The sequence below is a fragment of the Bacillus sp. AFS077874 genome, from assembly GCF_002566505.1.
In the GTDB taxonomy this organism is placed as follows: Bacteria; Bacillota; Bacilli; order Bacillales; family Bacillaceae_G; genus Gottfriedia.
Genome location: NZ_NUYF01000012.1, coordinates 1 through 14,104 on the forward strand (window position 1 = coordinate 1; position 14,104 = coordinate 14,104).

At 34.8% G+C, this 14,104-nt stretch carries 6 protein-coding genes; 4 read left to right on the top strand and 2 right to left on the bottom strand.

All coding sequences use genetic code 11. The features are described 5' to 3' along the window. Positions 1-194: 194 nt before the first annotated feature. Positions 195-359, bottom strand: a complete 165-nt coding sequence (locus COJ46_RS24495; protein ID WP_176522527.1) for a hypothetical protein — start codon at positions 357-359, stop codon at positions 195-197. A gap of 190 nt (positions 360-549) precedes the next feature. Here COJ46_RS24495 and COJ46_RS12830 point away from each other — a divergent pair, with 190 nt between their 5' ends. Further along, positions 550-2,013, top strand: coding sequence for a flavin monoamine oxidase family protein (locus COJ46_RS12830; protein ID WP_098565989.1), 1,464 nt, complete (start codon positions 550-552; stop codon positions 2,011-2,013). Positions 2,014-2,565: 552 nt separating this feature from the next. Next, positions 2,566-9,783 carry an immunoglobulin-like domain-containing protein gene (locus tag COJ46_RS12835; RefSeq protein WP_097976111.1) on the top strand — a complete coding sequence of 2,406 codons (7,218 nt, stop codon included), beginning with the start codon at positions 2,566-2,568 and terminating at the stop codon, positions 9,781-9,783. 126 nt (positions 9,784-9,909) lie between these two features. Here COJ46_RS12835 and COJ46_RS12840 read toward each other — a convergent pair whose 3' ends face one another. Then, the gene (locus COJ46_RS12840; RefSeq protein WP_097976109.1) at positions 9,910-10,818 is read right to left on the bottom strand and encodes a LysR family transcriptional regulator; all 909 of its coding nucleotides are present in this window, start codon (positions 10,816-10,818) and stop codon (positions 9,910-9,912) included. Between the two features lie 455 nt (positions 10,819-11,273). Here COJ46_RS12840 and COJ46_RS12845 point away from each other — a divergent pair, with 455 nt between their 5' ends. Continuing rightward, entirely contained in the window at positions 11,274-12,791 is a 1,518-nt protein-coding gene (locus tag COJ46_RS12845; RefSeq protein WP_098565990.1) for an aldehyde dehydrogenase family protein, read from the top strand. An 88-nt stretch (positions 12,792-12,879) separates the two neighbouring features. Continuing rightward, positions 12,880-14,088: an iron-containing alcohol dehydrogenase gene (locus tag COJ46_RS12850; protein WP_097976106.1), complete on the top strand. Its 1,209-nt coding sequence runs from the start codon at positions 12,880-12,882 to the stop codon at positions 14,086-14,088. Positions 14,089-14,104 lie beyond the last annotated feature (16 nt).

Genomic DNA, 14,104 nt, shown 5'->3' on the forward strand with positions numbered 1-14,104 from the left:
GTAAACGCTTCTATTGTCATTAAAAAATTAAATTAGTTTCAAATAGTTTAGTATTTTCATTTAGCATTAACTCTTTAACTATTTTATTTGAAGAGATGACAATTTAAATGTGCTCTGATTCGTTAACAGTATAGTCATTATAAAGCCTTTTTTCTATAAAGAAAAAACGGCTTTTTCTTTGGATATATAAATAATTAAGTAACTTTATTAGTTGTTGCTGTTCTGTTAAATCTTTTGCCTGCAAGGTCATTTTTAATCTCTTCAGTGAATTGCATTAATAACTCTTGAATATCTCGATAGTGTAACCAAAATGTTGTCCGATTTAATCCTGCTTTAACTGCTGCTTTCTGAACCGTCAAATTATTGCTACTTGAGTCCTCGCTCAATGGTGAAAAGAAAGCATTTTTTAAGATTTCTTTTGATCTAATTGTAAGTGGAGTTCAACTATTTTGTATCATTATAGATATATTATCTCTGAAGTTCTATTTCATCTTGTACACTAATAACATCTTATTGATAGTTATTTTATCGAATGATGAGGTGATATCTATGATTCAAAAATTACTACTTTCAATGGAGCAAATGATTTACATAATTCAAAATGGATTACAAAAAACGAATTCACCAAAACATATTACAATTATAGGTGCAGGGATTTCAGGTTTAGTTGCTTCATCACTTTTGAAAGAAGCAGGGCATCAGATTACCATTATAGAAGCGAATAACAGAATAGGGGGTAGAATTTACACAAAAAGGGAACCTTTTATAAATAATCAATATATAGATCTTGGGGCAATGCGTATCCCCTCATTTCACTATTTAGTTTTAGAATATATAAAAAAATTTAATTTGCCAGTTAATGAATTCGTTAATAGTACCCCTAATGATTTAATTTACGTTAATAACGTATTAACAAATGATAAAAATTATAAAGCTAATCCTGACCAATTAAATTTTAATGTCTTACCTAGTGAAAAAGGAAAAACTGCATTAGAGTTACTTTTGTTAGCAGTTGGTCCAGTTATTGATTTTATTAATCAAGATCCTGAAAGAAATTGGGAAATCATTATTAATATGTATGATCATTATTCAATGGCTAACTTTTTGAAATATAACCCTGTTGGTGTATCACTATCAACTGAAGCTATTAATCTAATTGAAACGTTTGTTGGATTAGAAGGATTTTCTGAACTTGCATTTACAGCCATATTAAGGGAAGTTTTAATCCTAATAACAAAAGACCTTAAACTTTACGAAATAACAGGTGGGACAGATCATCTTATAAATGGATTTTTACCACAACTTAAAGACTATATTATTACGAATCAAAGAGTAAAAAAAATTGTGCAGCAAGAATCAAACGTAACAATTTATACTGAAAATCAAATTCTTAATACAGAGCATCAACTTACTAGCGATTTTGTTATTTCAACAATTCCTTTTACTTTATTAAACTTTGTAGATTTACTTCCCTTTGAATCTATTTCATATGAAAAGAGGAAAGTTATTAGAAAAATACATTATGCAAATTCAACTAAAATAGCTCTACAATTTAAAACTAAATTTTGGGAAAAATATGGAATTCATGGTGGAAAATTAACTACTGATCTACCAATTAAATTTTCGTATTTTCCTAGCCATGAGTCTGGTACGTCTTTAGACACAGGTATTATGTTAGCAAGCTACACATGGGAAGATGATGCAAGTATTTGGAATAATATGACACAGGCAGAACGTATAAAAATTGCCTTGAATGATCTTTCGTATATATTTGGAGATGAAGTGTTTTCAGAGTTTCTAATAGGCTATTCACATGATTGGAATGAATTTCCTTATTCTGGAGGAGCATTTGTCATGTTTAAACCCGATCAAATAAAAGAATTAGGTCAATATATTAGTACGCCAGAAGGGAGAATTCATTTCGCTGGATCCCATTCATCTACTACACCAGGATGGATGCAAGGGGCAATTGAAGCAGGAATTAGAACAGCTTATGAGGTTAATAGTAGATAAATAATATTTAAATAAATTTAATAGATTTCCTTATGTAACTAAAGCAAGCTTTAGTTGAACAACATGATCGGCTGTATAGTCGATTTTTTTTAATGCACAATGTCAGTTCAGTTAACACTCATTTTTACATATTTGATCTATTCATACAGTTCAAAGGCTCAAACTTCAAAATTCGAATCTATTCTAAAATAATTTATCACGATCGTAAATTGACAATATAATTTTTGACGATCTTATTTAGCGAATTCCCCCAAGTTTAAAAAAGAAATTTTTGTATTCATATTCTATTTACTTCTTAATTCTACATTTTCTTTCAATTTTCAACATTTTACTACAAAACCTGAGCGTAGGAGTGAAGCTTTATTGGTCTCTTGTTAAAATAATCTACATGAGCAACGAAAAATTAACCCCAATTTACAGTGAATATAGGCCTAAGTACAATAAAAATTATAAGTCTTATTATTGGGAAAATTCTTAATAATCTGGTTTTTGACTTAGGTTTTGAGCAAGTGAACTTCACTAAAAGATTGTTCAGTCAATGGGGGAGGAAATATGAAGTATAGAAAAAGATTGTTGAAAAAAATGTCGTATATGGCGGTCTTCGGCCTTGTCATGTCAAACATGAATTTTGTATTTGCTGAGGAAAATAGTCATAAAAATCCATTCACAGTAAAAGAATCCAAACCAAAATCAGGAATATTTGTTACGAATGGTAAAGGGAGCTTAAATTCAGCTAATTTGTCTCAAAAAGACCTGGATGCTTTGAATGAGAAAGGTAAAAAGAGTATTGAGGCTGCAGTTGAAAGGGATAAGAAAAAGAAACTAGCAGATATGTCGAAATTGTCGAACCTAGAAGCGCGTAAGCCAGATGAGAAGGTTTCGGTCATTGTTCAGCTTAAAGGTCAAACGGTTTCGGAGTTGACAGCAGCTGATCATATTGGAGTCAATAAAATGTCTGTGACCAATGCAACAATTAGTGTTCAAGAAGATATTAAAACGACAAAAAACCAAATCATGAGTGAATTATCAAATAGTAAAACGAAGAGTAGTAATAAACTAGAGTTTAAGCACGAATTTGAAAATATATTTAAAGGGTTTAGTATTGATAATATCAAATTCGAAGATATAGATTATATTAAATCATTACCAGATGTTCAAGCTGTTACATTACAACAAACATTTACACCAGCTGTTAATCAACAGCATGATTTGACAGGAATTAAAAATCTTTGGAATGGTTCTTCATTAGGAAAACCGATTGGTTATAAAGGAGAAGGGATGGTCATTGCAGTAGTTGATACTGGCGTTGACTATACGCATGAAGCATTCCCAGATCCGAAAGATATGAGTAAAGCAAGAATTAAAAAGGGGAAATTTAAACGTCTAGATGGCACAACTTCACTAAAAGTAGTAGACGGCTACAATTGGGCTGATCAAAATGATGACATCATCCCACGAGTGGAAGATCCAAATAATGCAACAAGCTCACATGGTGTCCACGTGGCAGGAATTGCAGCTGGATCTGGCCCAGTTATACAAGGTGTTGCACCAGAAGCACAAATTATTGCTGAAAAAGTGTTCTCTGATCATCAAGCCGGTGCATTAACAGAAGATATTATTAAAGGAATCGATCATGCTTCTGCATTAGGAGCAGATGTGATTAACATGAGTTTAGGTTCATCTTCTTCTTTCGATACAAGAGACCCTAACGATCCATTAGGAATAGCGATTCGAAATGCAACAGATGAGGGACATGTTGTCGTTGTTGCAGCTGGAAATGCATCTAATGCATACTCAGATCGATCTGGTGGTCTGGGTGAAACAATAAAAATTGGACAAACTCCTGATTTAAATAAGATTGGTAATCCAGGTGTTTATCCAGATTCATTTACAGTTGCGGCTGCAAATAATATTGTATCGAAACATACCTATAAATTTCATACAGACGAAGTTGATAATGATATTTCTGGGGAAGGTCTAGATGACTGGAATTGGCCAGCAGACAAAAACAAAGAGTATACATTAGTTTCGCTAGGAAAAGACAGTAGTGGAAATGAACGTATTGGCGTACCATCTGATTACAATGGTATAGATGTGACTGGTAAAGTTGTTTTAATAAAGCGCGGAACAATAAGTTTTGCAGAAAAAGTAGCAAATGCGAAACAAAAAGGTGCTGCTGGAGTAATCGTTTATAACGGAAGTTCTTCTCAACCAGCACCAGATCCACAAGGATTCGGAACAATTCCATTTTCATTTATTAGTTATGAAGATGGAAAGGCATTAGACGATATACTTTCATGTGGTGGCGGTGATGGCCCTGTTATTGGTCCACTTAGCACATGTGGAGGTGGACCAGTTATTGGACCACTAGATGCAACAACTCAGAAGTCAATCAAGTTTAAAATTAATGACGAGAAAGTAAGCTCTGCATTCGCTGAATCGAACCCAGGACAACCAACGGATTTCACATCTTGGGGGACAACTAGTGATTTATTATTAAAACCAGAAGTAATGGCTCCTGGTCATGCGATTGTATCATCAGTTAGAACTGCTGATACGAATAAACACAATGCTTATGAGAGCGAAGATGGAACTTCTATGGCAGCTCCATACGTAGCTGGTGCAGTTGCAGATGTAATGCAAGCTTTAATTGATAAAGGATTTAAACCGGGAACAAGAGCTTTTGCGGGGTTATCGAAGAATTTAATTATGAATACGTCGATTCCAGCAAAAAGAGATTATGTCAATGGTAATAATTCAATTGACCGAAGTGACTATATGACTGAATATCAGCCTAGAAGACAGGGCGCAGGGATGATTCGCCCAGACCTTGCTGTAAAAACACCTGTGGTTGTTACCGGCTCAACTGGTACTGGCAGTATTAGTTTGAAAGAAATAGGCAAAGATACAACATTTACACTAACTGCTTCAAATCTTTCAGATAAAGCTGTAACTTACAAATTAAATGGAACTGTGATGACGGATGTTTTAAAAGACGAGCTTAAGACAAATTCGGATAACATTCGTAGCCGATATTTAGATGATGCAAAATTATTATTTGATTTAAAAGAAATTACAATTCCAGCAAATTCAACTAAGCGAGTAACTGTTACTTTATCTTTAACAGATGCTACAGTAAAAAATACATTTGTTGAGGGCTATATATATTTAACTCCGACAGATTCAAATAACCCAACATTAAACGTTCCATATAATGGTTTTTTCGGGAAATGGGATGAGCCAAAAGTCATCGATACACCAGATACTACAGATGTGTGGACTCAGTCAGGATTTGGGACACAATTAGCAATTCAAACAGGTCCTTTTTATTTTGGGTACGAGGAGGTATTCGGTAAACCACATACACCGGCTCAAATCGCTTTAGGTGACAAGTTTTATGCTTTTGGTCCTGAATTCTCCCCAGTACCTGCGCTTGCTTTACTTCGAAGCGCACGTAACTTGAAAATTGATGTTGTCGATAAAGAACATAATCTTGTGACTCATTTGGCAGATGATGAATGGAATGTCAAAAATGATCCATATTCAGGTGGTATACCTGCTCAGATTTCAGCAAACTGGGTTTGGTATGCATATAATCAAGGACTACCTGTTCATGATGGTCAGTATTACTTTGCGGTTACGGCAACAGCAGATGCACCGAATGCCAAACCTCAACCGACTGTTTATATACCGATGTATAAGGATACAACTGCACCGACTTTAAATTTATTACGATCAGCGGATTATGATGAAAAAACACATCCTGAAGTGACAAATTCAGATAGCTATACTGTGCGCTGGACAATGAATGATGGGGATGCTGGTGATGTTGACGGTAGTGTATATCTAGCCGTAAATGGAAGCGAGCCATTTACTACTTATAAATCAGATGTAAAGCATAATGCAGATGGCACATATGAATTAAAAGTACCTGGATTAAATGAAGGACGAAACATCATCACTATTGCTCCAATTGATAAAGTTGGAAATTTTGGTGAATATCATACAGTAATCGTTAATAAAACAAGTAATCATGTTTGGATTGATATGTATTCAGCTACTTTAGGCAACAACATTCCAAGTATGTACTGGACTGCTAACGTAAAACCTGGTGATAATTTTAGTTTGAACTTTAATGCAGTTGGACGTACAGGTGCTGTGAAAAAAATTCAAGTTGTCCTTTTAAAAGATTATTACGACAATAATACGATTGTTGGAGATCCAATCGATCTTGATCTAAATCAAGTGATGACGGAAAAACCAGCATATGGAGATTACAGTGAGTATTCGATTAAAGGACAATATACTGTTCCAAAAGATTTACCTGCAGGAGAGTATGTTGTGAAGTATGTATGTTTAGCTGATGGTGAACATTGGAATGATACAGAAATTCCAGCTATTGGTATCGAGACATTCGTAGATACAGTGGCACCAACGATTTCAGTGAATGCGGATAAAATGAAAGCCTTTATAGAAAAGAGCGGAGATCCTGTTTCTCTAATGTTAAATACGACAGTGAAAGATGAAATAGCAAATTCACGAGGCTATAAAGTAGAAGTTGCTGTTGATGGTGGAACTAAAAAATCGATGGGAAGTATTACAACTTTAGATAGATCTGAACAAACGTTCCGATATCCAGTTGTGTTAGCAAATGGTGATCACTCAGTCGAACTGACAACTACCGATTATATGGGAAATGCAAGCACGATTACGTTTGATGTAAATGTTGCATCAGATAAAGTAATTGTAAAAAATGGGGAAACAAACACTGAACTTCGGATTGAGGTTGTTCCATATAAAGATGCAAGTAGAAATCCAGAAATAAAACTACATTACAATAAGACTTACCATGTAGAAGGTTTCGATCCATGGGTTGGAGGTTATCTAGTTACGCCTTATGGAAATAATAAAACATGGTCAGCGGATCCAGATTTAGCACCAATTTTATTAGTTGGAAATCAACAAAGAAAAGCGGCAACATCGTATTATCCTAATGCTATACCAGAGTGGGACTTGCCATTAGGAGATGTATATGCCTTTAATAGTCCTGTTGGATATAATGATCCGGGCAGTATACCAGAAGGTGAAAGTACGTTCCCGGTAACGATGATTGACTATTTAGGTCACGAGACAACGATCCAAGTACCTGTCATCAAAAATCCGTATATACCAAAAGTAAAATTTGAAAATGCAATTATTGATTCAACAGGTACTGCAACATTCTTTACTTATGATTCAACGTATGATGTAAAAGGGTCGATAACTGCGGTTGGAATGAATTTCTATGCTGAATGGGTTGATTGGAATCGAGCAGCAGAGGGAGAAGATAAATTCTATAAAAACTTATTTGATCCAACGTTAGAATGGAGAAGTGGTCCATATGACGATGGGTTAAACGAAGAAACTGGCGGAAATATCCCAACAGGATATAACAATGAACCAGGGGTAAAACCATTCAGTATGCCAACAGGTGAGTTAAAACCGGGAGCAAACTTTTTTGAAATAGATGGTGGAAGTACAATCGGTGAGAACCCTAGTCACCCATTTGCAGGGAACCATCCATTAGTTTTCAATGTGGTAGTCTATCGTCTTGGTGCTGCAGAAGCCGCTGATCAACCTCTAGCAACAAAAGCAGCGGAACAGTTGAATTGGGACAAGATAAAAGGTGGTAACACAGAGCAAACGAATGTGATGACTAATTTAGTGCTACCTTTCTATGATAAAAATAATCTAGCAGAAATTAGCTGGGAAAGTAGTGATCCGAACATTATCACAAATGATGGGAAGGTATATCGAACAGATAAAGATACGAATATCACACTAACAGCTACTGTAACTGTAGGTGCTGCTACTGCTGTTAAGACGTTCAACCTAAAAGTGAATGCGAAAACTCAAAATGATTCACAGGCTGTTGCTGAAGATTCTTCATCAATTACTTGGGATGTTATTCGAGCAGGTAATACAGAACAAGGTGATGTATCGCAATCTTTATCATTACCAACTAGAGGATCAAATGGTTCAGTAATTACATGGACTTCTGATGATCAAAAGCATATTACAAATCAAGGACGCGTGTACCTACCTTTATTTGACGAAGATGATGCACACGTGGAGCTTGTTGCAAAATTCACGCGAAACAGCGGTACATTCTACAAAACGTTCCATCTAACGGTTCTAAGAGATACACAACACGCAGATCGAACAAAGGTACTACGTGTGTATCAAGGGTTAACAACTGACAAATTACTTGGCGAAAACATAAGCGATTTGGACGTCACAAAGGATTTAACGTTCCCGACAACTTTTGGAAAAGACGGTGTCGAAATTCGATGGGAATCGGACATGCCAGATGTGATTGCAAATGACGGGAAAGTGACAAGACCTGCTCAAAATCAGTACATTTCAGTATTCGCCTATATCAAATTAGGTGATGCTAGACTTGGAAAAACGTTCTATTTCTTTGTAAGAAGTCAAGATAATAATGACGAACCTGCCGTTTTGGCAGCAAAATCATCAGTCGTTTGGAATTTAATTAAGAACGATAATACAGATCAAAATTCTGTAACATCTAACTTGAATTTACCAACAAAAGGGACAAATGATACAACAATTAGTTGGTCTTCAAGTAATCCTTCTTTCATTAAAAATGATGGAACAGTAACAAGACCTAAATTTGAGCTTGGTAATCGTCCTGTTACGTTAACTGCAACTATTAAGAAAGGAAATGCGAGCACGACGAGAGAATTTTATCTGACAGTATTAAGACAAAATTATGAAGAACCACCAGTATCAACAATCAACACAATTGATGACAATGACACAAGTATTTCAGGAACTACGCTAGCCAATGCAAATATTATTGTGAAAAATAAAGAACTTGTAGTAGGAACTGGAAAAACAAATGCTGATGGAAAATTTGTCATAAAGATTAGTCCACAAAAAGCTGGCACAGTTTTAACGGTATATGTCCAAGGACTACAAAGTAAATCAGTAATCGTATTAGATCGTACAGCACCTAATGCACCAAGGATCTATCCAGTTGATGACAATGATACATCAATATCAGGAAGTACCGAAGCAAACGCATCGATTACGATTAGCGTACAAAATAAAGTACTAGCAACAGGAAAAGCAGATTCAAAAGGGGCATATCGAATTAAAATAAGTAAACAAAAAGCTGGTACAGCATTAATCGCATATGCAAAAGATCAAGCAGGAAATACAAGCGCAGCATCAAAAGTGACAGTATTAGACCGTACGGCACCTAATGCTCCAAGGATTAATCAGATTGATAACAACGATACATCAATATCTGGTACGAGCGAAGCAAACGCATCTATTATTGTTAAAAATCAAAACAAGATAATTGCAACTGGAAAAGCAGATACAAAGGGAGCATATCGTATAAAGGTAAGTAAACAAAAAGCAGGCACAATTCTAACAGTCTATGCAAAAGACCTTGCAGGAAATCAGAGCGCTGCATCTAAAACAAAAGTGTTAGATCGTACAGCTCCAAATACACCGGTCATCTCAAGCTTGAGTGTAAGTTCCAAATATGGTGTGGAAATTAAAGGTAAAGCAGAAGCTTATTCAACAATAGTTGTAACAATAGGGAATAAAACTGTTGCAAAAGCAAAAGTATCAAGTAAAGGTACATTTTATGTGAAGTTACCAAAACAAAGTAAAGGTACAAAAACTATTACTCTATACGCAATTGATAATGCTGGAAATAAAAGTCATTCTGTAAAACGAACTATAAAAGTTAAGTAATGGTAGTTCAATGTAATTAAAAAAAGAAGATGTCTCAAATGATTCGTATCATTTGAGACATCTTGTCATTTTATTAGCATTATACAATTTGAGGTTGTGAATTAGCTATGAATATGAAGTCGAATCTTAATTTATATAATATTGTAATTCAGATTTAATAAACCGAGTTAAGTGTTCCTCAATTTTTGTAAGAGTTCTATTCTTCGTTTGAATAATGCCAAGCGTTACATTAATAGGTTCATAATTGATAATATCAATTTCAACGATTTTACCTTCCATAACATAAGGGTTAGCTTTAGTAGCAAAGTCTGGGGCAAACCCAATTGCTAATCCATTTGAGATTAAACGAGATAGTTCTTCCGTTTGATTTGATGACAATAAAATATTTAATTTTCCAAAAGTATTTTGAAAATTATTGATAAACCATTTAATATAATCTCCATTATATAAGACTACAGTCTGTTGAATGATTTCCTCTGGTGTTATTTTTTTCTTTTTAGCGAAAGGAGAATCACTACTTACATAAACCTTTAATGTTCCCTCAGCGATACTTTCGAAATTTAAATGCTCAATATTTTTTAAAATATCTTCATATATACAGATCAGTCCGATATCAGCTTTATTCTGTTGAACTGATTCAACTGTCAGTTCAGTTATATTTTCTGAAATCTCTATCGTTAAATTTGAATATAAATTTTTAAATTCCATTAATGGTTTCAACAAATAAGTAATAAAAGCAGGTATTGTAGACACTCTGAGATTTCCAGAGTGTATATCCAAAATTTTTCTAGCCTCTTCGATCAATTCTTCATATTTTAACAAAACTTCATTTGCTTTTTTTACAATTTTAGTTCCTTCATATGATTGAACAACCCCATAACGAGTGCGATCGAAAATTTTTATACCTAATTCATCTTCTATTTTTTTAATATCCTGACTAATACCAGATTGACTTATATGAAGATTCTGACCAGCTATAGAAAAAGAGCCCGTTTTAGCAACTTCAGAAAGAATCTTTAGCTTTTGTATGTGCATAGGATGACCACCTTAGTATATAGATTACTATATTAGAAATTCGATTTGAGAATAATAAAATCCTCTAAATTTAGATATTAGTAATTGTGAACCAGGTATTACAAACCTTAATTTTACTAAGTAATTGTGACGTTATACAATTAATTCAGATAATTCTTAATTTTTAAATTTAATTAAAATTCTAAAAAAACTTTCATCTAATTTTATATTCTAAAAATTTTTATGTGTTTTTGCAAGCGTTTTCTTGGCTATAAACAGTCTGTGGAACCAGGTCATTTTAATTTATCTTAATTCATTTAAAAAGGGGAAAGAACATGATCCATTACCTAATATCGTTATACCCTAATGATCTACCATTTTTTCTAATTAAGAGGTAAGGCCAATTCGAAGGAAAAGGTGTTACTATAAATCCTATTTATCTAATATTAATAAAACTATTTTTAGGAGGTTTTTAAATGCAAACGACTGTAAAAGTATTAGAATTTCCGCTTTATATTGATGGTAAATGGACACCAGCAAAAAGTGGTGAAACGTTTAGTGTGAAAAATCCAGCAACTGGAGAAGTAGTCGCTCTGGTAGCTAAAGCTGGAAGAGAAGATACTGAAGCAGCTATAACTTCAGCTCGTAATGCTTTTGATTCAGGAATTTGGTCAAAAAAATCACCAAAAGAAAGAGCTCAGATCTTAGTTAATTTTGGGAATAAGATTGTCGAACATTCTGAAGAACTTGCATTCTTAGAAGCTATTAGCTCAGGTGCAACTGTAAGACGAATTTCAAATTTAGATATTTTATATTTAGTAGATTTACTTCAGCAGACAGCCAAATTTACTATTGAGTATCCATTTGTTGAGTCACTGCCAGTACTGCCTTTTCCAGGACCAAGCAATAATCAAGTATGGCGTGAAGGGATTGGTGTTGTAGCTGCGATTACACCTTGGAATCTTCCAATGCTTTTAGCAATGTGGAAAATTGCACCTGCCCTAGCAATGGGAAATTCTATCGTTATTAAACCAGCTTCAAATACACCTCTTTCTACTTTGAAATTAGCAGAATTAGCTACTGAAGCTGGAATTCCGGCTGGAGTTTTTAATGTTGTTTCTGGACCTGGAGCTACTGTCGGTGAAGTACTAGCTACACATCCACAGGTTGATAAAATTGCCTTTACTGGATCAACAGAGGTTGGACGACGCATAATGCAATTAGCTTCTGGAACAGTAAAACGAGTTACACTTGAATTAGGTGGAAAGTCACCTTCTATCGTTTTACCAGACGCTGATTTAGATATTACTATTCCAGGTAGCTTATTCGGATTCTGTCTACATTCTGGACAACTTTGCGAATCTGGAACTCGCCTTTTAGTACATGATTCGATTTATGATGAAGTTGTTGAGCGCTTAGCAAATTTAGCATCTTCAATTACAATTGGGAACCAGCTTGATATGGCAAACGGCATGGGGCCAATGGCTTCTCAGCAACAACTTGATACAGTGCTATCTTATGTTGAGACTGGAATTAAAGAAGGTGCTCGTTTAGTTTGCGGAGGAAAACGATTAACGGGCGAAGGTTATGAACATGGCTATTTCATTGAACCGACTATTTTCGCAGATGTAGACAATAAAATGAAAATTGCTCAAGAAGAGATTTTCGGACCTGTACTTTGCGTGATTCGCTACTCTACGGTTGAAGAAGCAATCGAAATTGCGAATGACACAATTTACGGATTAGCAGCCGGTATTTGGTCAAAAGATGTTAATAAAGCACTAAAAATTTCTCGTGAATTAAAAGCAGGAACAGTTTGGATTAATGACTGGCATATGTTAAGAAGTGATGCACCATTTGGTGGATATAAACAAAGTGGTTTTGGGCGTGAACTTGGCCGTTATGCTTTAGATGAGTACACACAAGTAAAGCATGTTCATTGTTCACTTACTCCGGAATTAAGCCAAAAACCTTGGTATGGCATCTTATTATAAAAACTAGATTTAAAAGTTACTAATATAAAAAAATAGATTAATTCAGTAAGACTAATAAAAAACATAATAGAAAAGAGAAGGTGATCCCATGATAACGTCATTTTTTCAGTTTTCGGTTCGTACAGTTGTAAACAGCGGGGCTGGAGCTCGCTCAATGTTACCAGAAATGATAAAAGGACTTGGTGGTAAAAGAGCAGTTCTTTACGTTGATAAAGGAATAACTCAAGCGGGAATTACAGATAAAATTAAGGAACTATTTGAAGCGATTCCTAGTACAGTACAGCTAGTAGGAGTTTTTGAGGACATTGAACAGGATGCAAAAGGTGAAATTATAAACCGCGGAGCTAAGTTCTTTAAAGAATGTAATGGAGATTCATTAATTGCTGTTGGTGGCGGAAGTGTTTTAGACACAGTTAAAGCGATTAAATGGATGCTACATAATAAGGTTCATGATATTCGTGAAGAGCTTCTTATTGGAAATTTAATGGAATTTTGGCCAGAAGCTCAGTATATTCCAATTCCACACGTTGCAATCGCAACAACAGCTGGAACTGGTGCAGAAGTGTCTCCAATCGCAGTAGTACTTAATGAAAAATTAGGAATTAAAACAAATATCCTAAATACATTCATTAGCCCTGATATGGCGATTTTAGACCCTGAGCTTACAGTTGGTTTACCACCAAAAATTACAGCGTTTACAGGATTTGACGCATTAACTCATGCAATTGAGGCTTATTTCTCACCTCAGGCGAATCCTATGACGGATGCATATGCAATTCAAGCAATTCGTATGATTGTAGATAATTTACCTACTGCTGTTCATGAAGGGCATAACCTTGCGTCACGATCAAATATGTTAATGGCTAGTTCGATGGCAATTTCTGCTTTCAGTCTTTCAGTAAATGCGATTCCAGTTCACAATATAGCTCATGTATTTGGAGCGAAATTTGGAATTCCACATGGACTAGCAAATGCAGTGTTATTACCAAATGTAATGGAATCACTAGCACCATATTATTTGAAACGAATTCATGGTTTTGCACAAGCTTTAGGTCTAAAAGATATACCGGAAAAACCAGAAGAGTGCCTTGCAGAAGTTGTTTTATTTATCCGTAATTTACGTGAAAAAGTTGGTCTTCCTAGTACATTTGCTGATTTTGAGGTGAATGTCGATAATATGGGATACATTGTAGCGATGGTTCATAGTGATCCTTGCGGAATATTCTTCAAAATTCCACCTGAAGTAATAGCAAAAGTTTCCAATGAAGTTGCAGGTTCTGGCTTAGTAATTTCATAATTTTTATTTATAGTTA